The 25474-nt window shown below is 70.5% G+C and carries 24 protein-coding genes; 9 read left to right on the top strand and 15 right to left on the bottom strand.

Translation table 11 applies throughout. The annotated features are described in order from the left end of the window. Positions 1 to 34: 34 nt before the first annotated feature. Genes BDW27_RS16670 through BDW27_RS16660 form a run of 3 tightly spaced genes read right to left on the bottom strand, consistent with a single transcriptional unit; the run spans position 35 to position 3551 of the window. The gene (locus tag BDW27_RS16670) at positions 35 to 991 is read right to left on the bottom strand and encodes a phytoene/squalene synthase family protein (RefSeq protein WP_110050177.1); all 957 of its coding nucleotides are present in this window, start codon (positions 989 to 991) and stop codon (positions 35 to 37) included. Next, entirely contained in the window at positions 991 to 2454 is a 1464-nt protein-coding gene (gene crtI, locus BDW27_RS16665; protein ID WP_110050086.1) for a phytoene desaturase family protein, read from the bottom strand. The genes BDW27_RS16670 and crtI overlap by 1 nt, the downstream gene beginning before the upstream one ends. A gap of 53 nt (positions 2455 to 2507) precedes the next feature. Next, entirely contained in the window at positions 2508 to 3551 is a 1044-nt protein-coding gene (locus tag BDW27_RS16660) for a polyprenyl synthetase family protein (protein WP_017542643.1), read from the bottom strand. A 239-nt stretch (positions 3552 to 3790) separates the two neighbouring features. Here BDW27_RS16660 and BDW27_RS16655 point away from each other — a divergent pair, with 239 nt between their 5' ends. The 3 genes from BDW27_RS16655 to BDW27_RS16645 all read left to right on the top strand — a co-directional run bounded on the left by BDW27_RS16655 (position 3791) and on the right by BDW27_RS16645 (position 6675). Continuing rightward, complete coding sequence (locus tag BDW27_RS16655) at positions 3791 to 4309, top strand: MarR family winged helix-turn-helix transcriptional regulator (protein WP_110050084.1); 519 nt, start codon at positions 3791 to 3793, stop codon at positions 4307 to 4309. Between the two features lie 235 nt (positions 4310 to 4544). Next, positions 4545 to 6140, top strand: a complete 1596-nt coding sequence (locus BDW27_RS16650) for a BCCT family transporter (RefSeq protein ID WP_255421494.1) — start codon at positions 4545 to 4547, stop codon at positions 6138 to 6140. A 49-nt stretch (positions 6141 to 6189) separates the two neighbouring features. Next, positions 6190 to 6675: an Hsp20/alpha crystallin family protein gene (locus BDW27_RS16645; RefSeq protein WP_110050081.1), complete on the top strand. Its 486-nt coding sequence runs from the start codon at positions 6190 to 6192 to the stop codon at positions 6673 to 6675. Positions 6676 to 6750: 75 nt separating this feature from the next. On the opposite strand, the gene BDW27_RS16640 is transcribed toward BDW27_RS16645, so the two are convergent. The 4 genes from BDW27_RS16640 to BDW27_RS16625 form a co-directional block, all read right to left on the bottom strand. Continuing rightward, positions 6751 to 8085 (bottom strand): pitrilysin family protein, encoded by a 1335-nt coding sequence (locus BDW27_RS16640; RefSeq protein WP_017542639.1) that lies wholly within the window; start codon positions 8083 to 8085, stop codon positions 6751 to 6753. 112 nt (positions 8086 to 8197) lie between these two features. Then, complete coding sequence (locus BDW27_RS16635; RefSeq protein ID WP_017542638.1) at positions 8198 to 10513, bottom strand: polyribonucleotide nucleotidyltransferase; 2316 nt, start codon at positions 10511 to 10513, stop codon at positions 8198 to 8200. 286 nt (positions 10514 to 10799) lie between these two features. Then, a complete protein-coding gene (gene rpsO, locus BDW27_RS16630) occupies positions 10800 to 11069 on the bottom strand; it encodes a 30S ribosomal protein S15 (RefSeq protein ID WP_017542637.1) in 270 nt (89 codons plus the stop codon). 273 nt (positions 11070 to 11342) lie between these two features. After that, the gene (locus BDW27_RS16625; RefSeq protein ID WP_110050079.1) at positions 11343 to 12290 is read right to left on the bottom strand and encodes a bifunctional riboflavin kinase/FAD synthetase; all 948 of its coding nucleotides are present in this window, start codon (positions 12288 to 12290) and stop codon (positions 11343 to 11345) included. 158 nt (positions 12291 to 12448) lie between these two features. Between BDW27_RS16625 and BDW27_RS16620 the strand changes: the two genes are divergently transcribed. The 3 genes from BDW27_RS16620 to BDW27_RS16610 all read left to right on the top strand — a co-directional run bounded on the left by BDW27_RS16620 (position 12449) and on the right by BDW27_RS16610 (position 14150). Continuing rightward, positions 12449 to 13309: an alpha/beta fold hydrolase gene (locus BDW27_RS16620; protein ID WP_110050077.1), complete on the top strand. Its 861-nt coding sequence runs from the start codon at positions 12449 to 12451 to the stop codon at positions 13307 to 13309. A 166-nt stretch (positions 13310 to 13475) separates the two neighbouring features. Further along, entirely contained in the window at positions 13476 to 13736 is a 261-nt protein-coding gene (locus BDW27_RS16615) for a CopG family transcriptional regulator (protein ID WP_110050075.1), read from the top strand. Continuing rightward, positions 13737 to 14150 (top strand): type II toxin-antitoxin system VapC family toxin, encoded by a 414-nt coding sequence (locus tag BDW27_RS16610; protein WP_110050074.1) that lies wholly within the window; start codon positions 13737 to 13739, stop codon positions 14148 to 14150. Here the strand turns inward: BDW27_RS16610 and truB are convergent, their stop codons facing one another. From truB to rimP, 7 genes are all read right to left on the bottom strand, one after another. Next, the gene (gene truB, locus BDW27_RS16605; protein ID WP_017542632.1) at positions 14151 to 15029 is read right to left on the bottom strand and encodes a tRNA pseudouridine(55) synthase TruB; all 879 of its coding nucleotides are present in this window, start codon (positions 15027 to 15029) and stop codon (positions 14151 to 14153) included. A gap of 59 nt (positions 15030 to 15088) precedes the next feature. After that, positions 15089 to 15529: a 30S ribosome-binding factor RbfA gene (rbfA, locus tag BDW27_RS16600; protein WP_017542631.1), complete on the bottom strand. Its 441-nt coding sequence runs from the start codon at positions 15527 to 15529 to the stop codon at positions 15089 to 15091. 2 nt (positions 15530 to 15531) lie between these two features. After that, entirely contained in the window at positions 15532 to 15828 is a 297-nt protein-coding gene (locus tag BDW27_RS16595) for a DUF503 domain-containing protein (protein WP_017542630.1), read from the bottom strand. 86 nt (positions 15829 to 15914) lie between these two features. After that, positions 15915 to 19037 (bottom strand): translation initiation factor IF-2, encoded by a 3123-nt coding sequence (gene infB, locus BDW27_RS16590; RefSeq protein WP_110050072.1) that lies wholly within the window; start codon positions 19035 to 19037, stop codon positions 15915 to 15917. Between the two features lie 237 nt (positions 19038 to 19274). Continuing rightward, positions 19275 to 19580 carry a YlxR family protein gene (locus tag BDW27_RS16585; protein ID WP_083927437.1) on the bottom strand — a complete coding sequence of 102 codons (306 nt, stop codon included), beginning with the start codon at positions 19578 to 19580 and terminating at the stop codon, positions 19275 to 19277. Between the two features lie 13 nt (positions 19581 to 19593). Further along, positions 19594 to 20616, bottom strand: coding sequence for a transcription termination factor NusA (gene nusA, locus BDW27_RS16580; protein WP_017542628.1), 1023 nt, complete (start codon positions 20614 to 20616; stop codon positions 19594 to 19596). 24 nt (positions 20617 to 20640) lie between these two features. Beyond that, on the bottom strand, positions 20641 to 21123 hold the full coding sequence (rimP, locus tag BDW27_RS16575; protein ID WP_017542627.1) for a ribosome maturation factor RimP: 483 nt from the start codon (positions 21121 to 21123) through the stop codon (positions 20641 to 20643). A 355-nt stretch (positions 21124 to 21478) separates the two neighbouring features. Between rimP and BDW27_RS16570 the strand changes: the two genes are divergently transcribed. Together BDW27_RS16570 and BDW27_RS16565 are read left to right on the top strand one after the other, a co-directional pair. After that, on the top strand, positions 21479 to 22036 hold the full coding sequence (locus BDW27_RS16570) for a hypothetical protein (RefSeq protein WP_199560672.1): 558 nt from the start codon (positions 21479 to 21481) through the stop codon (positions 22034 to 22036). 91 nt (positions 22037 to 22127) lie between these two features. After that, complete coding sequence (locus tag BDW27_RS16565; RefSeq protein WP_110050070.1) at positions 22128 to 22613, top strand: ferritin-like domain-containing protein; 486 nt, start codon at positions 22128 to 22130, stop codon at positions 22611 to 22613. Between the two features lie 83 nt (positions 22614 to 22696). On the opposite strand, the gene BDW27_RS16560 is transcribed toward BDW27_RS16565, so the two are convergent. Next, the gene (locus tag BDW27_RS16560) at positions 22697 to 24430 is read right to left on the bottom strand and encodes a proline--tRNA ligase (protein WP_017542624.1); all 1734 of its coding nucleotides are present in this window, start codon (positions 24428 to 24430) and stop codon (positions 22697 to 22699) included. Between the two features lie 166 nt (positions 24431 to 24596). Between BDW27_RS16560 and BDW27_RS16555 the strand changes: the two genes are divergently transcribed. After that, positions 24597 to 25448 (top strand): spermidine synthase, encoded by an 852-nt coding sequence (locus BDW27_RS16555; protein WP_110050068.1) that lies wholly within the window; start codon positions 24597 to 24599, stop codon positions 25446 to 25448. The last annotated feature ends 26 nt before the right edge of the window (positions 25449 to 25474 follow it).

The following is a 25474-nucleotide window of genomic DNA, read 5'->3' as shown; positions in this document are numbered from 1 at the left end:
GCGGCCTCTGTCGGTCCCCTCCCTTCCGGGAGGGTCAGGTGCCGACCCTGGGGCGGGGCACGGTCCGCGCCCACAGCGCCCGGGCCAGGGCGGGCGCGGCCACCGCCAGCTTGCGGGTGTCGGAGACGCGGTGGCGCACGCTCCACACGTCGAAGTCGGCGGCGGTGATCTCGTCCAGGATGGCGCGGTAGAGCCGGAAGGCGGTGGTGACACACGGTCGGGCGACCGGCGAGAGCATCGCGATGCCCGGCTCCGCCTCGTGGTAGAACTCCTGGTTGGCCTCCACGAGCGCGGCGAGGGCGCCCCGCACCCGGGGGTCGGGCCGACGGGTGACCGCGCAGTGTTCCAGGAGCGGCCGGTCCACGCCGTGCGCGTCCAGGACGTCGGCGGGCAGGTAGACGCGGCCCCTGCGCAGGTCCTCCGCCACGTCGCGGAGGAAGTTCGTGAGTTGGAAGGCCTCCCCCAGCGCGGCGGCGTGCGGCGCCGCCTCCTCCCTGGGTGCGCTCGTCCCCAGGACCGGCAGCACCTGGAGTCCGATCACCGCCGCCGACCCGTACATGTACTCGCGCAGGTGGGGAAGGTCCCGGTAGGCCGTGGTGTCGAGGTCCATCCGCATGGACGTCATGAACGCCGTGAAGTAGTCGCTCGGGAGGCCGTACCTCTCCACAGTGTGCGCAAGAGCCCGCAGCACCGGCTCACGCGGTTCCCCTCCCGTGAACGCGGTGTCCATGTCGGCCCCGATCTCCTCCAGCCGGGCCCGCTGGTCGTCCGGGGTGGTGTCCGCGCCGGGTTCGTCGACGATGTCGTCCACCCAGCGCGCGAACCCGTAGAGGGCGTGGATGCCGGGGCGGCGCTCGGGCGGGAGCACCCGCGTGGCGGCGAAGTAGGTGCGGCCGTGGCGGGCGTGCAGCGCGCGGCACAGGAGGTAGTCGGCCCGCAGCCTCCCCGCCTCGATCCCCGCGGCGTCCAGTTCCCCCGTGGCTGAGGTCATCATCGTGCGCGCCGCTCCGTTCCGGCCACGACGCGCGCGGCCGCCAGTTTCCCTGAGATGAGGACCGTCGGCAGGCCCACCCCGGGGGTGGTGCCGCACCCGGCCAGGACCGCGTTGGCGGTTCCGGGGACGGTGTTGCGCGGCCGGAAGGGCCCGGTCTGCGCGAAGGTGTGGGCGAGGGAGAAGGGAGTACCCCGGGCCAGTCCCTGTCGTGCCCAGTCGGCGGGCGTGACCATGTGTTCGGCGCGTACCGAGGCGTCCAGGCCGGTCATCCCCCTGGCTTCGAGGACGGCCACCATCCGGTCCCTGTAGCGGGGGCCCTCGGTGTCCCAGTCGATGTCGGCGGCGGCCAGGTTGGGCGCGGGCGCCAGCACGTACAGGAGGTGGTGGCCCTCGGGCGCCAGGCTCGGGTCGGTGACGGTGGGCTGGGTGACCAGGAGCGAGGGATCGCTCATGGTCCGGCCCTCGTCGATGATCTCGGTGAAGGTGCGCTCCCACTGCGTGCCGAAGGAGATCGTGTGGTGGGCCAGCTGGTCCCAGGTGCGGTCGGTGCCCAGGTGGAGCACCACCGCGGACGGGGAGTACCGGTGCGGTACCGGGCGCCGGGGGCGGTGGTCGAGCAGCCGGTGCGCGGCGGCGAGGTCGGTGGTGAGCACCACGTGGTCGCAGGCCAGGCGTTCCCCGTTCCCGGTGATGACCGCCGTGACCCGGTCCCCCCGGCGTTCCAGGCGGTGCGCCGACTCCCCGTAGCGCAGGACCGCCCCGGCCTTGGCCGCGGCGCCCGCCAGTGCCTCGCCCATGGCGCGCATCCCGCCCTTGGGGAAGTGGACGCCCGCCACGGTGTCCATGTACGCGATGACCGCGTAGGCGGCCAGGGCCCGGTCCGGGGCGACCCCGGCGTAGAGCGACTGGAAGGAGAAGATCCGGCGCAGGCGCTCGTCCTTCAGGTGGCGGCCGACCGCCCTGGACAGCCGGCCGAACCCGCCCATCGCGGCGAGCCGGACGAGGTCGGGGCCGAGCAGGTCGAGGGGTGAGTCGAAGCGCGCGTCGATGAACGAGCGCATCTCCACCTCGTACAGGCGGGTGAGCCAGTCCCGCAGCCGCAGGTACCCCACCGCCTCCCGAAGGCCCGCGACCCTGGCCACCTCGGCGGCCATCCGTTCGCGGTCCGTGTGGACGTCCACGGTGGAGCCGTCGGTGAAGGCCGCCCGGTAGGCGGGTGCCAGCGGCAGGAGTTCGAGGCGGTCGCGGACCGACTCCCCGACCGCGGCGAACGCCTCTTCGAGGAGTTCGGGCATGGTGAGCACGGTCGGCCCGGTGTCGACGCGGAAACCGTCCATGTCCAGGCGCCCGGCGCGCCCGCCGGGGTGGTCCTCGCGTTCGACCACCACCACCTCCCGTCCGGCTCCCAGCAGGTGGAGCGCGCAGGAGAGTCCGGACAGTCCGGCTCCCACCACGACCACGGGGTCCCTACCGTTCCTCTGGGGCACGTCGACGGGTCCTCTCGGTGCGGGGTTCACGTACGGGCCGCCGTCTCGGCGAAGCGGTGCAGGCCTTCGGAGACTGCGGGGTGGAGATCGAGTCCGCGGATCCGCCCCAGTCCGCGTTCGGCCAGGAGTCGGCAGCGGCCGCGGACCTCCTCACGGGCGCCGACCCGCTCCAGCGCGCGGGCCGCCTCCTCGGCGTCCACCCGTTCGGAGGGGTGGCCGACCCGGGCGAGCACCCGCTGTGCCGCGAGGTCCCCCGTCTCGGCCGCCATCCGGACCCCGCAGGCCAAGAGCAGCGTGTTCTTGCCCTCCCGCAGGTCCTCGCCGGTTCGCTTCCCGGTGTGGTCGGGGGCGCCATAGGCGTCCATCAGGTCGTTCCTCAGCTGGAAGGCCACGCCCACGTCGGTGCCGTAGGCCCGCAGGGCTGTCACCGTGCCCTCGTCGGTCCCGGCCATCACTGCGCCCATGTGCAGGGGACGTTCGACCGTGTAGGTCGCGGTCTTGAGCTGGTCGATGCGGATCGCCCCCTCCTCGGAGCGATCACCGTGGGCCTGGGCGCTGAGGTCGAGGAACTGTCCTGCGATGACCTCGGTCCGCATGTCCCGCCACACCGCGTGCGCGGCGGACCCGGTGGGCAGGTCGGCCAGGGATTCGTGCAGGAGGTCGTCGGCCCAGACCATGGCGAGGTCGCCGACCAGGATCGCGAGGGACTCGCCGTAGCGGCGCGCGTCCCCGCGGAGGCCGCGCTCCCGGTGTTGTGTCGTGTACACGGTGTGGAAGGAGGGGGCACCGCGCCGGAGCGGGGCGGCGTCCATCACGTCGTCGTGCGCGAGGGCGAAGGACTGGAGTACCTCGACCGCCGAGCACGCCCGCAGAGCCGACCTCGCGCCGGGGCCGGTGTCCGCGCCTCCACCGGCGAGCCAGCCCCACCAGGCCAGGACGGAGCGCAGTCCCTTGCCCCCGTGCAGTGTGAAGGCGGACATCCTCGCGCAGAGTTCCGCCGCGAAGTCGCGGTCGGTCCCGCACGCCTCTGTGACCCTGTGTCCGAGGTATCCGGCCAGGAGCCCGTTCACCGCGTCCCGAACACCGTCGAGGTCGGTGGGAAGCGGTTCCTCCAGTGTGTCCGCAGGTGAGACGGTGATGGCTACCCCCGGTGAGTGTCCGATTTTTCGGGAAATACCTTGGAAACCGAGCATCTTACTCTGGAGATCATTTCACGCGGCCCTCTCCGAGGCCAAGCGACACTTGGGAGGCGGCCTAGACTCGACGGCAAGTGACCGGAGGGACCGTTCACGGAGCGGTAGGGAGATCCATGGACACCGTGCCCAGCACCGAGCCTCCTGCGAAGGCCCTCGGAGACGGCCACGGTCACAGGACACGTGGGGAGCTGTACGAGACGCTCCAGAGCGACGGGCAGCAGCTCGCGGTACGCCTGGTCCGGCTCCTGCACCGCATGGCCGACCGCACGGGCATGAACCCGACCGACTTCCAGTGCTACACACTGCTCCGCGCGAGCGGCACCATGACGCCCGGCGAGATCGCCGACAGCCTCTGCCTGTCCACCGGCTCCGTGACCGGCGTCGTGGACCGGCTGGAGGCGCGCGGACTGGTCGAGCGGGCGCCGCACCCGCTGGACCGGCGCAAGATCGCCGTGCGGCTGCTGGAGGGCGCCGAGAGCGCTCTCGGACCTCCCGCGCCGGGCATGCGCCAGGCCATGACCGACCTGCACTCCGGTTACAGCGATGCGGAACTCGAGGTGATCGCGGACTGGCTGGGTCGCGTGGGACTCACCCTTGAGGAACTGATCACCACGGAACCGCCCGGACCCTGATCCCCCACGTGCCCTCCGGGTCCCGCGAACACTGCGACACACGGGACTCAAGTCCGTCATGCCGTTTTTGTCGGAACACTCCAACTCGCGGCTTTACTTTGCTGCAAGGGACCAACGGCCCTAACATCCCTCGGGACCCATCCGTGGCCGGCAGCGGGACCGGCAGACTCTCCCAAACACCGTTGGTCCCCGGCGGTGTCGGGAAGGAGACACCATCTCATCCCTGCGCACATACATAAAAGAAAAGACGAACCCCACGGTCTTCGGCGTTTCGGGCCTCGTGATCATCGCCTTCATCATCATGGGCGTCGCGTTCACGGGCCCCATGCTGGAGGCCACCGAGAGCACCCGCACATGGCTCGGCGAACAGCTCGGCTGGATCTACGTCCTAGCGACGGTGTTCTTCGTGGGCACCGCGGTCTTCCTGATGCTGAGCAAGTACGGGAGTATCCGACTCGGACCGGACGACTCACGGCCCGAGTTCAGCACACTCGCCTGGTTCGCGATGCTCTTCACCACGGGTATGGGCATCGGACTGGTCTTCTGGGGCGTGGCCGAGCCCATCGAGCACCTGCACTGGCCGCGTGACGCCTCGCTCATGCCCGGTCCGGACGGCGTTCCGCTGCCCGAAGCGGCGTCGGAGTCGCTGGCACTCACGTTCTTCCACTGGGGTTTCCATCCCTGGGCCGTCTACATCGCCCTGGGGCTCTCCCTCGGCTACTTCGCCTACCGCAAGGGCCTGCCCCTGCGCCCGGCCTCCGCGCTCTACCCGCTGCTCGGCGACCGCGCCTTCGGCTGGCCCGGCAACGTCGTCGACATCCTCGCGGTGTTCGGCACGATCTTCGGTCTGGCCACGTCCCTCGGTCTGGGCACCCTCCAGATCAACGGCGGACTCAGCGACGTGTTCGGGGTTCCGAACAACGCGTTCGTCCAGACCGTGATCATCGCGGTCATCACCGCGGTGGCGCTGTTCAGCGTGCTGTCGGGCATCGACAAGGGTCTGCGCCGGCTGTCGGTGATCAACCTGTGGCTGGCCTTCATCCTGTTGGCGTTCGTCTTCGCGGTCGGACCCAAGCTGTGGATCATCGCGAGCACCACCACCGCGACCGGCGATTACCTGAGCAACCTCGTCTCGTGGAGCCTGTCGTTCCCCAGTCCCCGGGTCGACGCGCAGGCCGCCGAGTGGGTCCAGGCCTGGACCATCTTCTACTGGGGATGGTGGATCTCCTGGGCGCCCTTCGTCGGCATCTTCCTGGCCCGCATCTCCTACGGCCGCACCATCCGCGAGTTCGTGATCGGCGCCCTGTTCGCCCCCACCGCCGTCTGCGTCCTGTGGTTCGGTGTGTTCGGCGGCTCGGGGCTCTTCTACGACCTCGCGGGCAGGGCCAACTTCATCGAGGGAGACGAGGCACAGGCGGCGTTCACCCTGCTGGAGGCACTTCCGATCACCGGTGTGGTCGCCGTGATCGCCGCTGTGTGGCTGTTGGCGGTCGTGGCCATCTTCTTCATCACCTCGGCGGACTCCGGTTCGCTGGTCGTGGACATGCTGACCAACGGCGGCACCAAGAAGCCGAACCGCATCCAGCGCGGCTTCTGGGCCGTCTGCCTGGGCGGTGTCACCTGGATCCTCCTGGTGGCCGGCGGCGACGACGCGCTGTCGGCGCTACAGGCGGCGTCGGTGATCACCGGTCTGCCCTTCGCCGTGATCCTGTTGTTCATGGTGGCGGGTCTGTTCAAGGGCCTGGGGACCGAACGCGCCCCGGGCGAACCCAAGAAGGTGCGGGGCGAGGACCGGTCCCGCTCCGGGACCGGGCAGAGTAGGGACCAGTAGTTCCTGAAGGTGGACGGAGCGCCACCGACGGCGCATTGAGGAGGTAACGGTGGCACCCAAGAGGTTCAGCAACCCCTTCCACGGGGTGGTGGACATGATCACCGAGATGAACAGGATGTCGGACACGATCTCCACGATCGAGACCACCCAGGTGGGTGAGCGCGAGAGGACGTTCGCCGACGCCTGGAGCCCGTCCACGGACATCCTGGCCAAGGGCCGCGACCTCGTCATCCGAGCGGAGCTGCCCGGGGTCAAGGAGACCGATGTCTCCGTCAGCCTGGCGCACGGCGTGCTCGTCATCAGTGGCGAGCGGCACCGCGAGGAGGACGACAGCACGATCTACTACACCTCCGAGCGCTTCATGGGCTCGTTCCGGCGTGAGATCAGTCTTCCCGAGGACATCGACGACGAGGACGTGGAGGCGGCCTTCGGCGACGGCCTCCTGGAGGTGGTCGTCCACGGGGGCGCCCACACCGGTGGACCCCGGCAGATCGCGATCAAGAAGCGCGGTCGGCCTCGGGGACGCCCGTTGTAGCCCGAAGGACTCGGGCAACGCGAAAGGGGAGCCCGTGACCAGCGACGGTCACGGGCTCCCCTCTTCTGTGGGGCCTCAGAAGGTCCGGTCGGCCTCGTACGGGCCGATCACGGCCAGCGCCCTCGGCCGGGCCAGCAGCTCGGCGGCGACCTCGGCGACGTCGGCCTGGGTGACGGCGTCGAACCGGGCCAGGTCCTCGTCGATGGAGAAGTGGCGCGGCTGGGTGAGCTCGTGCGCGAGGAGACGACCCATCCGGGCGTTGGTGCCCTCGCTGCCCAGCACCATGGCACCCTGGATCTGCCCCTTGGCGCGGGTCAGCTCCTCGGCGGTGATGCCGGAGGCGGCGACCTTGGCCAGCTCGTCCCGGCAGACCCCGATGACCTCGTCGGCCTTCTCCGGCAGGCAGCCCGCGTAGATCTGGAAGGTGCCGGTGTCGGCATAGGCCGTGTGGTAGGCGTGCACCGCGTAGGCCAGGCCGCGCTTCTCCCGCACCTCCTGGAACAGACGCGACGACATGCCACCGCCCAGCGCGGCGCTGAGCAGCCTCAGGGCGTGCCAGCGCGGGTCGGTGCGGGTCAGCCCCTCCGAACCCAGGATGATGTGCGCCTGCTCGGTCTCACGCGGCTGCACGACCGTGCCACCGAAGGTCCGCACCGGCTCACCGGCGCCGCGCGGGCGGGACGGACGGGCGTCACCGGCGGCGCCGAGCCGGTTGGCGAACATCGCTCGCACCTGCTCCACGACGCTCTCGTGGTCCAGACTGCCCGCCGCCGTCACGATGAGCTCCGAGGGCACGTACGCGTCCCGGTACTGCTCGGCGATCCGCTCGCGGGACAGCGCCTTGATGGAGTCCGTGGTGCCGAGGATCGGGCGCCCCAGCGGGGTGTCACCGAAGAAGTGCTCCGCGAAGACGTCGTCCACCAGGTCGGCGGGCTCGTCCTCGTACATGGCGATCTCCTCCAGGATCACGCCGCGCTCGGTCTCCACCTCGCCCTCGTCCAGGACCGAGTTGGCGACCATGTCGCCCACCACGTCCACCGCCAGCGGCAGGTCCCGGTCCAGGACCTTCGCGTAGTAGCAGGTGTGCTCCTTGGTGGTGTACGCGTTGTGGTCGGCGCCCACCCCGTCCAGCAGCGCGGAGATCTCCAGCGCCGACCGGGTCCCGGTCCCCTTGAAAAGCAGGTGCTCCAGGAAGTGCGCCGACCCCGCGTGCGCGGAGTCCTCGTCACGGGAGCCGGTGGTGGCCGAGATCCCGAAGGCGGCGGAGCGGCCCCCGGGGATGTTCTCGGTGACCACGCGCAGGCCGCCGGGCAGCACCGTCCGACGCACCAGACCGGAACCGCCGTCGGGCTCCAGCAGCGTCACGGTCGTTCCCGGCTCCTGCTCGGCGGCGATGGGGACAGAACTCATGAATCCTTCTTCTTCGCGTCGGGACATCCAGCAGAGCATACGCCCGGGACGACGGCGGGGCGGCCGCGTCGTGCAGACGCGACCGCCCCGTACAGGGTCGAACAGGCGTGGATCAGGTGTTCTCGGAACGCCCGCCCGAGCTGCGGCGACGACGACGGCGCGGGGCGCCCTCGGACTTGTCGTCACCGTTGTCGGCGTCCTCGTCCGCGGCCGCGGGAGCCGCGGGGGCGGCCTCGGGCTTGTCGGACTTGGCGGCCTCGGACTCCACGACCTCGACGGGCACCAGGGAGAGCTTCCCGCGGTCGTCGATCTCGCGGATCTCGACCTGGATCTTCTCGCCGATGCTGATCACGTCGTCGAGGTTCTCGATGCGCTGGCCGCCGTGCAGCTTGCGGATCTGCGAGATGTGCAGCAGACCGTCCTTGCCGGGCAGCAGCGAGACGAACGCGCCGAAGGCGGTCGTCTTGACGACGGTGCCCAGGTAGCGGTCGCCCACCTCGGGCATGGTCGGGTTCGCGATCTGATTGATCGTGTCCCGGGCCGCCTCTGCGGAGGGGCCGTCGGTGGCACCGATGTAGATGGTGCCGTCGTCCTCGATCGAGATGTCCGCGCCGGTGTCGTCCTGGATCGAGTTGATCATCTTGCCCTTCGGGCCGATGACCTCACCGATCTTCTCGACGGGCACCTTGACGGTGAGGATGCGCGGAGCGTTCGGGCTCATCTCGGCCGGACGCTCGATGGCCTCCTGCATGACGTCGAGGATGGCCAGACGGGCGCCGCGGGCCTGCTGGAGCGCCAGGGCCAGCTGCTCGGCGGGGATGCCGTCGAGCTTGGTGTCCAGCTGGAGCGCCGTGATGAGGTCACGGGTACCGGCGACCTTGAAGTCCATGTCGCCGAAGGCGTCCTCGGCACCGAGGATGTCGGTCAGCGTGACGAACTCGTCGCCCTCGCTGATCAGACCCATCGCGATGCCCGACACCATCTCCTTCAGGGGCACACCGGCCGCCATCAGGGACATGGTGGACGCGCAGACCGAACCCATCGAGGTGGAGCCGTTGGACCCGAGGGCCTCGGACACCTGGCGGATGGCGTACGGGAACTCCTCGCGGGCGGGCAGAACCGGCAGCAGGGCCCGCTCGGCCAGGGCGCCGTGCCCGATCTCGCGCCGCTTGGGCGAGCCCACCCGACCGGTCTCACCGGTGGAGTAGGGCGGGAAGTTGTAGTTGTGCATGTAGCGCTTGGTCTTGTCCGGGTTGAGCGTGTCAACCGTCTGCTCCATGCGCAGCATGTTCAGCGTGGTGACGCCCATGATCTGGGTCTCGCCACGCTCGAAGAGGGCCGAGCCGTGCACGCGGGGCAGGATGCCGACCTCGGCGCTCAGCTGGCGGATGTCCTTGGGACCACGGCCGTCGATGCGGACCTTGTCGCGCAGGACGCGCTCACGCATGAGCTGCTTGCTGAGGCTGCGGAAGGCGGCGCTGACCTCCTTCTCGCGGCCCTCGAAGTCCTCGGCCAGCTTCTCGGCGGCCGACGCCTTGATCTTGTCGAGCTCGCCCTCGCGGTCCTGCTTGTCCGCGATGGTGAGCGCCTTGACGAGCTCCTCGCGCACGGCGCCCTCGACGGCGGCGTAGGCGTCGTCCTCGTAGTCGAGGAAGATCGGGAACTCGCCCTGCTCACGGCTGGACTGGTCGGCCACGGCCTGCTGGGCCTTGCACAGCACCTTGATGAAGGGCTTGGCCGCTTCGAGGCCCTCGGCGACGGTCTGCTCGTTGGGGCCGACGGCGCCCTCGGCGACCAGCTTCAGGGTCTTGGTGGTGGACTCCGCCTCGACCATCATGATCGCGACGTCGCCGTCCGCCATGACGCGGCCGGCGACGACCATGTCGAAGGTGGCGCCCTCAAGCTCGGCGTGGGTGGGGAAGCCGACCCACTGGCCGTCGATCAGGGCGACGCGGACGCCGCCGATCGGGCCGGAGAACGGCAGACCGGCGATCTGCGTGGACATCGAGGCCGCGTTGATGGCGACGACGTCGTACAGGTGCTCGGGGTGCAGCGAGAGGATCGTCTCGACGATCTGGATCTCGTTGCGCAGGCCCTTCTTGAAGGACGGGCGCAGCGGCCGGTCGATCAGACGGCAGGTGAGGATGGCGTCCTCGGACGGACGGCCCTCACGCCGGAAGAACGAGCCGGGGATGCGGCCGGCGGCGTACATCCGCTCCTCGACGTCCACCGTCAGGGGGAAGAAGTCGAGGTTCTCCTTGGGGCGCTTCGAGGCGGTGGTCGCCGACAGGACGACGGTCTCGTCGTCCAGGAAGACCGTGGCCGAACCGGCGGCCTGACGGGCCAGACGACCGGTCTCGAAGCGGATGGTACGGGTGCCGAACTTGCCGTTGTCGATGACGGCTTCGGCCGAGTAAACGCCCTCCATGGGCGACCTCCTGTTACACGTTGCGGGCGCCGCGTCCGGACCTTCCCGGTCCGTGGCACGGCGATGTTGTTCCCGTGTCGTGCCCCGGAGGTGATGACGGTCGGTCATCGATCGAAGCCCACGGCCCGCCCGTACGGGGCGATGTCCGGAGACCACTACCGAGGACCGACCCCTGGGTCCGGGGTGGCGGCACGGGTGGTGCGGGCGGCGTCCTGTCGCGGACGCCACTCTGGTCACACCTTACTAACAAAGAGGGAGCGGCCGAGGCCACTCCCTCCGAAACGACCTAGCGACGCAGGCCCAGACGCTCGATGAGCGAGCGGTAGCGGGTGATGTCCTGCTTGGCCACGTACTTGAGCAGACGGCGGCGACGGCCGACCATCAGGAGCAGGCCACGACGGCTGTGGTGGTCGTGCTTGTGGTCCTTCAGGTGCTCGGTGAGCTCGGTGATGCGGTGCGTGAGCAGCGCGATCTGGACCTCGGGGGAGCCGGTGTCACCTTCGACGGTGGCGTACTCGGCGATGATCTTTTCCTTGGTGGCGGTGTCGATCGACACGTCGCTCCTTCACTGAGAAGTCGGTACGCAGGGGCGAACCCCGGTACGTGGCAGGGTTCAGACGCGGTGACCGCGCGTACGAGCAGTCACCGTCGCGTGTGGTGCGCGCGGCCCTGCGCCGATGGCGTGGGTGCGCCGATGGCGTGGGTGCGCCGCGCTCCCGCGGAATCCGCTCCCGGAGGGGGGGCGTGACTGGCCGCGGGCACACGTGGACGGACCCCACCCTACCGCAGGTGACGTGGCGCGTGACCCCGTCGCCCGGTGACGACGGACTCAGGCGACGCCGAGGACCTCACGGCAGCGGTCGACGTCGCGGCGCATGGCCACGATGAGCGCGTCGATGTCGTCGAACCGCTCCTGTCCCCGGATGCGCGCGGTGAAGTCGACCGCCATGCGCAGACCGTACAACTCCAGGTCGTCACGGTCCAGGGCGTAGGCCTCCACGGTACGCTCGGCGCCGTCGAACGTGGGGTTGGTACCCACCGAGACCGCCGCGGGCCACCTCGACTCGTGCCCATCGACCGGCTCCAGGAGGCTCAGCCACCCCGCGTACACGCCGTCCCCGGGCACGGCCGCGTCCGCGGTCAGGTCCATGTTGGCGGTGGGAAAGCCCAGGAGCTCCCGGCCGCGGGCGGCCCCGTGCACGATCTCTCCGGAGACCCGGTGCGGACGGCCCAGGAGTCCGGCGGCGGCGTCCACGTCTCCTCCGCCCAACAGCGAGCGCACGCGCGTGGAGGTGATGGTGTCCCCCTCCGAGACGAGGCGCACCCCGTCGACGGCGAAGTCGTACTTCTCGCCCAGGTCGGCGAGCACGGCGACGTTACCGGCGGCCCGGTGGCCGAACGCGAAGTCCTCCCCGACCACCACAGCCGCGGCGCCGAGCCCGTCGGACAGCACCAGCCGTACGAACTCCTCGGCGCTGAGGGCCGACAGCTCCTCGTCGAAGGGCAGGACGCATACAGCGTCGACGCCGAGCGGTTCCATCAGCTCGACGCGGCGGTCGACCGGGGTGAGGACCGCCGGGGTGGTTCCGCGCAGCACCCGCTCGGGGTGGGGGTCGAAGGTGACCGCGACCACCGGCAGGCCGAGCCGGTCGGCGTGGGCGCGCGCGGCGGCCAGGATCGCCCGGTGTCCTCGGTGCACGCCGTCGAAGACACCGACCGCCGCCACGGACCGCCCCCAGTCGGAGGGGATGCCCCCCAGCCCGTCCCATCGCAGCACGTTCGGTCCCCTTCGCTCACGTCTGATCGGTTCAGGGTCAAGCGTGCCATGTCACGGCCCCTCTTCCGCCACGCACCCGGTGTGGTCCGGCGCACCCGCCCTCCGCCGAGGGCAAAGACGGGTTGGCACGAGCCGGACACCCGGTTTACCGTGCCCGGATGGCGATGATCGACACCGGTACGACACGTTTGGCCTATGACGAGGCCGGGGCCGGACCCGCGATCGTCCTGGTCCACGCGGGAGTGGCGGACCGGAGGATGTGGGACCACCAGTTCGCGGCTCTGTCCGCGAACTACCGTGCGGTGCGCTACGACTGGCGCGGCCACGGGGGTTCGGCCGATCACGAGGGACCGGTCCGGCACCACGAGGACCTGCTGGACCTGATGGACGCCCTGGAGATTGCCGAGGCCACCCTGGTGGGTGCCTCCTTCGGCGGCGCCCACGCGGTCGACGCGGCGCTGGCCGCCCCGGACCGGGTGAACGCGCTGGCCCTGGTGTGTCCCGGCATGTCGGGATACGTGTGGCCGGAGGCCTTCCTGCGGACCGGTCGGCAGATGGCCCTGGCGGCGGTCCCGCACGAGCGCCTGTCCTCCTACCGGGAGGGCAACGCGGTCCCGGACCCCTCCGACGTGGCCGCGATGGCCGAGGTCCAGGCCGGGTTCATGGTGCTCGGCCCGGGGCGCTCCCCCGAGGAGATGCCCCTTGAGGCCTGGGACCAGTCGTTGCTGATGCTCCGTGAGATGTACGCCCGCCGCTGGTCGAGCCCGGCCAACCGTCCCGAGTGGCCCGAGGCCCCCGCGGTGGACCGTCTGCACGAGATCACCGTGCCGACCCTCGTGGTCAAGGGCCTGTCAGAGGTTCCCCAGGTCCAGGCTGTCGCGGACCGGTACACGGAGGGAATCCGGGGCTCCCGCCTCCTGGAACTGCCCGAGACCGGGCACCTGCCCTCGGTGGAGCGGCCGGGCGAGCTGACCGCCGCCCTCGCCGCCTTCCTGGACGAGGTCGCACGGCGCCCCTGACCCGGATTCCGAGAAGGCTCCGGGAATCTTCGCGAAACCCGCACACATCCAGGGACGCCTCGCTATCTTCGCCCTTGTGAACAACACGCTGACATCGGACTTCAGCAAGAAAGTCGTCCAGCCACCCCTCGAATACGACGGTGGCATGACGGGTAGCATAAGTGTCATGAGCAGCCTTACACAGAAGTACTCCATCACCATGCCCAGAGACATCGCCGAGCAGGCACGCTCCAGAAGTGGCCCCTCGGGCCTGTCCTCCTACGTTGCCGCCGCCGTGGCAAGGCAGCTGGAACGGGACAATCTCAACGACCTCATCGAGGCGATGGAGGCCCACCACGGTCCCATCACCGACGAGGAGATCCAGCGAACGCGCGATGAACTGAACCGTGCCCGTGAGGAACAGGGCACACCTGGAGCCATGGAATAGATGAGTCCCCACCCCCACAGGCCGAACGGCACTCTCGTCCTGGACAGCGAAGGGCTGGCCAGAGCCGTCCTCCAGGATCGAGACATCACACGTTGGCTCGTCCTCGCTCGGGCCGATGACAGCCGAGTGATCACCAGCTCCGCGACCCTTGTCGAGGTCATCCATCCGCGTATCAACCGCGCCGCGCTGGAGTGGCAGATCTCCCGGTTGACGATCGAACCGGTGACCGAGCACGTCGCCAGGGAGGCCGCCCGGTTGCTGAGCTCCGCGGGTCTACACGGCCACCGGCACGCGATCGACGCGATGTTGTGCGCGACCGCGCTCACCGCGCCGGGACCGGTCACCATTCTCACCTCCGATCCCGACGACCTACGGAAGCTCTGCGGAAACAGAGCAACCGTCATCAAGATCTGATCAGGCCGGAGAGAAGACGACGACCGGCTTCATGTGGCCGGGGCGGTTCTCCCCCAGCGCGACCACGGTGCCGTCCGGGGCGAACAGCCCCACCGGCCCGTCACCCAGGGAGCTCTCCCCGATCCGGTTGCCGTGGCGGATGGCACGGGTCTCGGTCTCGTCCATGGTCCGCACCGGGAACGCGGCGGCCACCGCCTGGGCCAGGGGGATCTGGGTGAACTCCTTGGCGAGTTCGTCGAGGGTGCGGGCCTGGGACAGGTCATAGGGGCCCACCCGGGTCCGGCGCAAGGCGGTGAGGTGGCCGCCCACGGCCAGGTCCGCGCCCATGTCACGGGCGAGCGAGCGGATGTAGGTGCCGCTGGAGGCGGTGACGACCGCGTCCACGTCCACGAAACCGTCCGGGGTGTGCCGGATGGCCGTCACGTCGAACTGGGAGACGGTGACCGTCCGCGCCTTGAGCGCCACCTCCTTGCCCTCCCGGGCCGACTTGTAGGCGCGCTTACCGTCCACCTTGATCGCGCTGACCTGCGGCGGAACCTGCTGGATGGGGCCGGTGAGCTTCGCGACGGCCGCGTGCACGTCCGCGTCGGTGACGGCGGAGGCGTCCACCCGGACTCCGGGCTCACCCTCGGCGTCGTCGGTGTTGGTCACGAGTCCGAGGCGGATCGTGCCCTCATAGGTCTTCTCGGTCAGCGTCAGGTGACCGAGCAGCTTCGTGCCCTTCTCGATGCCCAGGACCAGGACCCCCGTGGCCATCGGGTCCAGGGTGCCCGCGTGGCCCACGCGTCGGGTACGCGCCAGACCTCGGGTCTTGGCGACCACGTCGTGTGAGGTCCAGTCGGCGGGCTTGTCGACGACCACGACACCGCTGTCGGCCATGGGGCTCCTTCTGGGAAAGGGGCGGCGGCCTCTGCCGCCGCCCCGGGGGGGGAATCCGGTTACTCGTCCTCGTCCTCGTCCTCACGAGGAGCCTTGTACGGGTCGGCTTCACCCGCGTGCTTGGCACCGGTGGCCTTCTGGGCCACCTCCTCGTCGGACTTGCGCGCCTCGACCAGCAGCTTCTCGATGTGCTGGGCGTTCTCCTGCACCTCGTCGATGACGAAGGTCAGGCTGGGCGTGTGGCGGATGCCGGTCTGGCGACCGACCTCACTGCGGATCACGCCCTTGGCGCTCTCCAGCGCTGCCGCGCTGGCCGCCTTCTCCTCGGGGGTGCCGAACACCGTGTAGTACACCGTGGCGTCCCGGAGGTCGGCGGTGATCCGGGCGTCGGTCACGGTGACGAAACCCAGGCGCGGGTCCTTGATTCGCCGGTCCAGCATCTCGGCGACGATCCGCTGGATACGGTCGGCGATCTTTCGCGCGCGTGCGGCGTCAACCATCGTCAGTCTTCCTCTTCGTTGAAGAGCCGCTGCCTCGCGGAGAGCAGCTCCAGTTCGGGACGGCCCGCGACGAAACGCTCGCAGGTGTCCATCTGGTCCCGGGCGTGGGCGGCGGTCGGCGCGACCACCGCGACACCGATCTTCGCCCGACGGTAGAGGTCGTGCTCGCCGACCTCCGAGACCGACACCGAGAACTTCCGGCGCAGTTCGGCGACGACGGGCCGCACCATCGAGCGCTTCTGTTTGAGCGAGTGGACGTCTCCGAGGAGAACGTCCAGAGTCAGCGCCCCAACGTACAAGTGATCACCTGTGGTGTTGTGTGAGCCGTCAAAGGCGGGGCCCCGGACACGATCGTCCGGGGCCCCAGGTGGATCAGTCCTCGCGACTAGTCGCGGGGCTTCTCCTGCATCTCGTAGGTCTCGATGACGTCCTCGACCCGGATGTCGTTGTAACCGACACCGATACCGCACTCGAAGCCCTCGCGGACCTCGGTGGCGTCGTCCTTGAACCGACGCAGCGACTCGACGTTGAGGTTGCCGGAAATGACCTTGCCCTCGCGGATGAGACGTGCCTTGGTGTTACGGCGGATGATGCCGTCACGGACGATGGAACCGGCGATGTTACCGATCTTCGGCACCTTGAAGACCTCGCGGACCTCGGCGCTGCCGAGCTGGACCTCCTCGTAGATGGGCTTGAGGAGACCCTTGACCGCGGCTTCGACCTCGTCGATGGCCTGGTAGATGACCGAGTAGTACCGGATGTCGACGCCCATGCGGTCGGCCAGCTGGCTGTTCTTGCCCTCGGGCCGAACGTTGAAGCCGACGATGATCGCGTCCGCGGACGACGCCAGGTTGATGTCGTTCTGCGTGATGGCACCGACGCCGCGTCCGATGATCCGGATGCTGACCTCGTCGCCACCGGCGTCGATCTTGAGCAGCGACTCCTCGAGCGCCTCGACCGAACCGGACATGTCGCCCTTGATGAGGAGGAGCAGCTCGGAGCGCTCGCCCTCCTTGATGGCGGACTGCCAGTTGTCGAGGGTGACCCGGCGGGCCGACTTCGCCTGCTGGGCGAAGCGCTCACGCGCCTCACGCTGCTGGGCGATCTGACGGGCCACGCGGTCGTCCTTGACGACCAGGAAGCTGTCACCGGCGCTGGGCACGTTGGTCAGACCGAGCACCTGGACCGGACGGGACGGCTCAGCGGACTGCACGTTCTCGCCGTGCTCGTCGAGCATGGCGCGAACGCGACCGAAGGCGTCGCCACAGACGATGGAGTCACCGACGTTGAGCGTGCCCCGCTGGACCAGGACCGTGGCCATGGAACCGCGACCGCGGTCCAGGTAGGCCTCGATCGCCAGACCCTGGGCGTCCATGTCCGGGTTGGCCTGGAGGTCCAGGGCCGCGTCGGACGTGAGGACGATCGACTCGAGCAGTGCCTCGATGTTGTCGCCCTTGAGCGCGGAGATGTCCACGAACTGGACGTCGCCGCCGTACTCCTCGGCCACGAGACCGTACTCGGTCATCTGGGCGCGCACCCGCTGCGGGTCCGCTCCCTCGACGTCGATCTTGTTGACCGCGACCACGATCGGCACGTCGGCCGCCTTGGCGTGGTCGATGGCCTCGGCCGTCTGCGGCTTGACGCCGTCGTCGGCCGCCACGACCAGGACCGCGACGTCGGTGACCTTCGCACCACGGGCACGCATGGCGGTGAACGCCTCGTGACCGGGGGTGTCGATGAAGGTGATCTTGCGCTCTTCGCCGTCCACCTCGGTCGCGACCTGGTAGGCACCGATGTGCTGGGTGATTCCGCCGGCCTCGCCGCTGACGACGTTGGTCTTACGGATCGTGTCCAGCAGTCGGGTCTTACCGTGGTCGACGTGACCCATGACGGTGACCACCGGGGGACGCGGACGCAGGTCGGCGTCGCCGCCCTCGTTCTCGCCGAACTCGATGGAGAAGGACTCCAGCAGCTCGCGGTCCTCGTCCTCGGGGCTGACGACCTCGATCCTGTACTTCAGCTCCTCGCCGAGCAGCTGAAGCGTCTCGTCGGGCAGCGACTGGGTCGCGGTGACCATCTCGCCCAGGTGCATCATGACCTGGACCAGCGACGCCGGGTTGACGTCGATCTTGTCGCCGAAGTCCGAGAGCGAGGCGCCACGGGACAGACGGATCGTCTGACCGTTGCCGCTCGGGATCTTGACGCCGCCGAAGGACGGGGCCTGGAGGTCGTTGAACTCCTGACGCCGCTGCTTCTTGGACTTGCGGGCACGCCCGGGACGACCGCCCGGACGACCGAACGCACCGGCCGTTCCGCCGCCGCGACCACGGCCGCCGCCACCGGGACGACCACCGAAGCCGCCGGGACGACCGCCGCCGCCACCGGGACGCGGACCCGCACCCGCGGGAGCGCCACCACGGCCGCGGCCACCGCCGCCGCCACCGGGACGACCGCCGCCGCCACCACCGCGGCCGCCGCCAGCGGGCGCCGCCGGACGGGACGAGGGCATGTTCATCGGGCTGGGACGCGGACCGCCGGGTCGCGGAGCGCCGCCGCCACCCGGGCGCGGAGCACCGCCACCGGGACGGGGAGCGCCCGCGGCACCGCCGGGACGCGGAGCGCGCTGCTCGCCGCCGCCCTGCGGACCACCGGGACGGGGGCCCGGACGCGGGCCACCGGCACCGCCGGGACGCGGAGCGCCACCGCCGCCGGGACGGGGGGCGCGCTGTTCGCCGCCGCCCTGCGGGCCACCGGGACGGGGGCCCGGACGCGGAGCGCCGCCGCCGGGACGCGGGGCGGCGGGCTTGGAGCCCATGCCCGAGGCGTTGGACGCGAACGGGTTGTTACCCGGACGCGGGCCCGGACGGGGACCGCCCGGACGCGGGCCGCGACCGCCGTCACGACCACCCTCGCGGCCGCCGGAACGCTCCGGACGGTCACCGCGCTGGGGACGGTCGCCACGCTCGCCGCGGTCGCCACGCTCACCGCGGGCACCCTGGGCGCCAGCGGGCTTGGGGCCGCCGGGACGCGGGGCGTCGCCGCGAGCCGCCTTCGGAGCCGGCTTGGGGCCGGGCTTCGGAGCGGACTCGGGCCGCTCAGCGGGCTTCTCGAAATGCGGAACCGCGGGCTTCTCGACCGGCGCGGCAGGCTTCTCGGCCGGAGCGGCGGGCTTCTCCGCCGGCTCTGCGGGCTTCTCGGCCTTGGGGGCCGCAGGACGCGCGGCCGGACCGGGCTTCGGGCCCGGCTTGGGCGCGGGACCGGGCTTGGGAGCCGCGGGACGCGCCGAACCTTCGGCGGCGGGCTTGGGACCGGGCTTGGGAGCCGATCCACCCTTCTTGCCGCCGTCGGAACCGTTGTTGAAAGCTTCCTGTAGGCGTCGAACGACGGGGGCCTCTATCGTCGAGGACGCCGAACGGACGAATTCGCCCATCTCGTTGAGCTTGGCCAGCACGGCCTTGCTCTCTACACCGAACTCCTTAGCGAGTTCGTACACCCGGACCTTCGCCACACTTCTCCTTCAGCTTCGGTCCGGGACATGGGCTTGTGCCGGACCGTCGTTAGCTCGAGTTACTCATCGCTGCGTACTCATCAGGCGCTCATCGCAATCTCGACCTGCTTCCTCATCGCTACACAACAATGGGCCAGCTCATAAGTGCCGACACAGCACTACACGCCGACCTCGGTCACATCAACCACGGGGCCGGCGCGGACATTCCAACCCTATCCGGAACCGAGTCGCACTCGATCAGGCGGGGGCGTCACCGAGGAGGGACGTCACTAGCGAGACATCCCACCCGGTGGAGCCACCACCGTTCCGGTTCCGGAAGGCACGGGACCATGCTCTGCGCCGTTCGGCGAGCTCCAGGCATCGCCGATCGTGGTGCAGATAGGCGCCGCGCCCCGGACGTCGACCTCGGGTGTCGGGCGTGATGACCGTGCCCACGGCCACCAGCCGCACGAGGTCGGACTGGACTGTCCGCGACCGGCACCCCACGCACGTACGCACGGGGCGGTCAGGACCGTCTCCGGCCACCCTATCGCGTCGGGACATGGGCGCGACCCGATTAACCGGCCGAAGGGGTGTCTTCGTCCCCCTGGACGGTCTCGTCCGCGTCCTCGCCCGGCGCCGGCACGGGGTCGGCGTCGGAGCGGATGTCGATACGCCAGCCGGTGAGGCGCGCGGCGAGACGGGCGTTCTGGCCCTCCTTGCCGATCGCCAGTGACTGCTGGTAGTCCGGCACGATCACGCGGGCCACCCGCGCGGCCATGTCGAGGATCTCCACCGAGTTGACCCGGGCCGGGGAGAGCGCGTTGGCGACGAACACGGCGGGGTCCTCGGAGTAGTCGACGATGTCGATCTTCTCTCCGTGGAGCTCGGCCATGACGTTGCGGACGCGGCTGCCCAGCGGGCCGATGCAGGCACCCTTGGCGTTGACGCCGCCCCGGTTGGAGCGGACCGCCATCTTCGTGCGGTGACCGGCCTCGCGGGCGATCGCGGAGATCTCGACGGTGTGGTCCGCGATCTCGGGGACCTCCAGCTCGAAGAGCTTGCGCACCAGGTTGGGGTGGGTGCGCGAGAGGGTCACCGAGGGGCCGCGGTGGCCCTTGCGGACCTGCACCACGTAGGCGCGCAGCCGCTCGCCGTGGGTGTAGTCCTCGGTGGGGACCTGCTCCTGCGGGGGCAGGACGGCCTCGATCTTGCCGAGGTCGACCAGGACGTTGCGCGGGTCGTTGCCCTGCTGGATGATCCCGGAGACGATGTCGTGCTCGCGCCCGGCGAACTCACCCAGGGTCAGCTCGTCCTCGGCGTCGCGCAGACGCTGGAGGATGACCTGCTTGGCGGTCGAGGTCGCGATGCGGCCGAACCCGGTGGGGGTGCCGTCGAACTCACCGACGACCCCGCCCTCCTCGTCGGTCTCGGAGACCCACACGACCACGTGGCCGGTGGAGCGGTTGAGCTCCACGCGGGCCTTCCTGTCGGGGCCCTCCTCGCGGTGGTAGGCGATCAGGAGGGCGTCCTCGATGGCCTTGGCCACCAGTTCGACGGCGATGTCCTTCTCGCGCTCCAGGCTGCGCAGGACACTCATGTCAATATCCATGGGGCTCCCCCTCTAGTCCGCCGCGTCGGTGTCGGCTTCGCGACGGAATTCCACCTGGACCTTGGCCTTGGCGATCCTGTCGTAGGCCAGGCTGCGGGGGCGGCCCTTGACGTCCAGGGTGACGCCCTGGTCGTCGGACTCGGTGACGCGTCCGGTGAGGTCGCCGCCCTCGACGAGGGAGACCTTCACCAGACGGCCCTGGGAGCGCCGCCAGTGGCGCGGCAGCGTGAGCGGACGGTCCACCCCCGGGGAGGTGACCTCCAGCACATAGGGCTGCTCGCCCATGACGTCGGAGGCGTCCAGGCTCTCGTTGACGGCCTGGCTCACCTCTCCGACGACGTCCAGGTCGACCCCGTTGTCGGAGTCCACGACCACGCGCAGCACCCGGCGTTTGCCCGCGGGTGTCAGCTCGACGGCCTCCAGGTCCAGTCCGGCCGCGGCCAGTACCGGCTCAAGCAGCTCGGCGATGCGCTCGTTGCGCGCCTGCGCTCCCATGCGTGATTAGCCCCTCAAACGGCGAAATCCCGCCCGCTCGGCCGTGTGCCGTGAACGGGGCGGTCCAGCTCTGTACGTAGTCTTCGTCGAATCCGCTCCGTGCCCCCGTGAGGGGAGCTGGAGCGCCGCACGTCGCGTGCGACGGCGGTTGTGGTGCAAGGGTATCCACACCTGAGCGGCGCCCAGGTCGGTACACGCGGGCGGGGGTGCCCACGGGTGGGTCTCCGGGTGTCCGGAACACCGTCCTGGCAGGGGGTGTCAGCGCGACCCGGACCCGTCGCCGACCGTGGAAAGATGGGGGCTGACCGCCGGAGACGGCGGTCCTGTCGACGCCGTGGGCACGGGAGGAGAGCGCGTGGACCAGGGGGATGTCAACGGTCGCACCGCGCACGGGCTGACGAGGCGGTCCTTGGCGGCCAGGAGCCTCGTGCTGACCGGTGTCGCGGTGACCGGCGCGGTCGCGGGCACTGTCGGGGTGAGCGGTTGTGCCGGGGCCGACTGGTACCCGTTCGACGTGACGCCGGACGTCGCCGTGCTGCGCTCGCTCATCCGCGAGAAGGAACGGGCTATCGTCCGTCACGAGGCCGCGCTGGAGCACGGCACGGGCCCCGCGGAGCTGTTGGAGCGCCTGCTGGAGGACCACCTCACGCACCTGGACGCCCTGTTGGACGCCCTGCCCGAGGGCGTGACCGCGCACGACACCGACGGGGACGAGGCCGAGCCCCCGGCCCCGGTCGGGGAGGCGGCGCTGGACGCCGTGCCCGACACCGCGGGGCTGCGCGCGCTCGCCGCGGCCGCGACCAGTGCCCGACTCGACCAGGCGGCGGCGGTGACCGATCCCGGGCTGGCTCAGCTCGTGAGCGGGATCGGTGCCTGCGAGGCCGGGCACGCCCATCTGCTCGCGCGTGCCTGAGCGCGTAGGTGGCGGGGCCGCGCGGCGGAGGAAGGCCGAGGAACATCCCAGGGACGTCCGAGCGACGTGATGGCGGAAGGCAGGTAGTCAGGTGAGCGAGATCCCCACGCCCGCGGGGGGCTCCCAGGGACCCGGTACGGATCCGTCACCCTCCGAGGGCGGCGATCCCACCGGCGCGGCCCTGGCGGAGGCCCTGAGCGCCGAGCACGCGGCCGTGTACGGGTACGAGTTCGTCGGCGGCGCCGCCGGGGACCGGACCCGGCGCGAGCGCGCCTCGGCGTCCTCCTACGAGCACAAGGCGCTGCGGGACGCCCTGCACGCCGCCTCGGTCGAGCGGGGTGTCGACCCCCCGGCAGCGCTGGCCTCCTACCCGTTGCCCCAGGGACGCGACGGCGGAGACATGGACGATTTCGCCGTGGAGTTGGAGGAGACGACCATGAGCGCCTACCTGTGGCTGAGCGCGTCGGCCGACACCGAACTGCGGGTGACCGCGGCGCGCGGCCTCCAGGAGTCGACGGTGCGATCCCTGGAGTGGGGCGCCGAACTCGACTCCCTGCCCGGCTTCGAGCGCGGCTGACCCGCACGGCGCGCGCCGTGACCAACGAGAAGGGGGCTCCCGCACCGAGTGCGCGGGAGCCCCGTTCCTGTCGCTGTGCGGCCCTACTCGGCGCAGGCGGCGACGGTGCTCTCGACGATCTCGCCGACCGGCACGTCGGTACGCTCACCGGTGCGGCGGTCGCGCAGCTCGACCAGGCCCTCCTTGAGGCCGCGGCCGACGATGACCACGGTCGGGATCCCCAGCAGCTCGGCGTCGTTGAACTTCACACCGGGGGCCGCCTTGCGGTCGTCGACCAGCACGCGCAGGCCGCGGGCCTCCAGCTCGCCGCCGATCCGCAGGGCCTCCTCGACCTCGCCGCCCTTGCCTGTGCCGACCACGTGCACGTCGGCGGGGGCGACCTCGCGCGGCCAGACGATGCCCTTGTCGTCGTGCGACTGCTCGACGACGGAGGCGACGGCGCGGGAGACACCGATGCCGTAGGAGCCCATGGTGACGCGGCGGGGCTTGCCGTCCGGGCCGAGGGCGTCCAACTTGAACGCGTCGGCGTACTTGCGGCCGAGCTGGAAGATGTGCCCGATCTCGATGCCGCGTGCGGTGTACAGGGTTCCCTGGCCGTCGGGCGAGGCGTCTCCGTCGCGCACTTCGGCGACGTCGATGGTGCCGTCCGGGGTGAAGTCGCGTCCGGCCACGAGGTCGATCACGTGGTGGTCGGTCCGGTCGGCGCCGGTCACCCATGAGGTGCCGGTGGCCACGCGCGGGTCGACGAGGTAGCGCACCTTGTTGTCCAGCAGGGCGCGCGGGCCGATGTAGCCCTTGGCCAGGAAGGTGTTGGCGGCGAAGTCGGCGTCGTCCAGGAGCGCGACCTCGGTGGGCTCCAGGGCGGCTTCGAGGCGCTTGAGGTCGACCTCGCGGTCGCCGGGCAGGCCGATGCCGAGGAGCTCCCACTCCTTGCTGCCGGGGGCGCGGGTCTTGACCAGGACGTTCTTGAGGGTGTCGGCCTCGGTGAAGTCGCGGCCCATCCCGGCGCCGTTGAGGAAGTCCACCAGGGTCTGGATGGTGGCGGTGCCCGGGGTGTGGTGCACCTGGGCCTCGGGCAGCCCCTCCACGGGACGCTCTGCGGGGGCCGGGGTCCGCACGGCCTCGACGTTGGCGGCGTAGTCGGACTCCGTGCTGCGCACGAAGGTGTCCTCGCCGGTGGGCGCGACCGCCAGGAACTCCTCGGAGGCCGAGCCGCCCATGGCGCCGGAGGTCGCGGAGACGATGACGTAGTCCAGGCCCAACCGGTCGAAGATCCGGATGTAGGCGGCCCGGTGCTTGTCGTAGGACTCCTGGAGACCCTCGTCGTCGATGTCGAAGGAGTAGGAGTCCTTCATGTGGAACTCGCGGCCGCGCAGCACACCGGCGCGGGGGCGGGCCTCGTCGCGGAACTTCTCCTGGATCTGGTAGAGCACCACCGGGAAGTCCTTGTAGGACGAGTACTCGCCCTTGACCAGGAGGGTGAAGAGCTCCTCGTGGGTGGGGCCGAGCAGGTAGTCGGCGCCCTTGCGGTCCTTGAGCCGGAAGAGGGTGTCGCCGTACTCCTCCCAGCGGCCGGTGGTCTCGTAGAACTCCTTGGGGAGCAGCGCGGGCAGCAGGACCTCCTGGCCGCCCATCGCGTTCATCTCCTCGCGCACCACGCGGGCGACGTTCTCCAGGACGATCTTGCCCAGGGGCAGCCAGGTGTAGATGCCGGGGGCGGCGCGGCGGACGTAGCCGGCGCGGACGAGGAGCTTGTGGCTCGGCACCTCGGCGTCCGCCGGGTCCTCACGCAGGGTGCGCAGGAACAGGTTCGACATCCGCAGTAGCACGGCCACTCCTCGGTGATCGCGCCCCTGAGGGGGCGCGGGTTGGGTCTTCTGGGGAACCCCAGGCTAGCGCTCCTTCGAGGGGGATCGCGCGTCCGTTTCCGAAGGCTCCCGGCTGCGCCTAACGTTGGGGGATCGCGAGGAGTGAGGCGGGGGCATGGGCAGACGTGTGCGTGACAGGGTCGAGGCCGAGGAGGAGGTCTCGGTGGTGCCGGGGGTCGACCTGCTCGCCGACGCGGACCGCGCCAACTCGTGGTTCCTGCTGGTGGAGGGCACGCCGCAGTCGCACGTGGACCTGTCCGACCCCGGTTACCTCGACTTCTCGTACGTGCGCCGGATCGCGCACGCGGCCGACCTGGTGGCCCCGGAGGGTGAGCCGGTGGAGGCGATGCACCTGGGTGCCGGGGCCCTGACGGTGGCCCGGTACGTGGCGCACAGCCGTCCGGGTTCGCGCCAGCGCGCGGTGGACGTGGACGCGGCACTGGTGGAACTGGTGCGGCGGCGTCTGCCGTGGGACCGCAGGGCGCAGCTGCGGGTGGGCATCGGCGACGCCCGGGACTGGATCGCCGCCCGGCACGAGGACAGCGCGGACCTCATCGTGTCCGACGTCTTCTCGGGTGCGCGGACCCCGGCGCGGCTCACCTCGGTGGAGTTCTACGCGGAGGCGGCGCGGGTGCTGCGGCCGGGGGGCTTCCTGGTGGTCAACGTCGGGGACGGCTACGCGTTGAAGCACACGCGCGCCCAGGTGGCCACCGTGCGTTCGGTGCTGCCGCACGTGGTGATGACCGCCGAGCCGGGTGTCCTGCGCGGACGCCGGTTCGGCAACCTGGTGCTGGTGGCGGGCCACCGGCCGCTGCCGACGGAGGAGCTGGGACGGTCGGCTCACCGGGACCCGGAGATGGCCCGGCTGGTGGAAGGCGAGGACCTGGACCGGTTCCTCTCGGGCCACTCCCCCGTGCACGACGCGGACGCGCGGGACTCCCCCGCGCCGCCGACCGACATCTTCTGAGGTCCGCGTACTCGTCGTGGGCAGGC

It is taken from the genome of Nocardiopsis sp. L17-MgMaSL7, from assembly GCF_003182025.1.
Lineage (GTDB): Bacteria > Actinomycetota > Actinomycetes > Streptosporangiales > Streptosporangiaceae > Nocardiopsis > Nocardiopsis prasina.
This window is presented reverse-complemented; position numbering and strand designations above follow the sequence as displayed.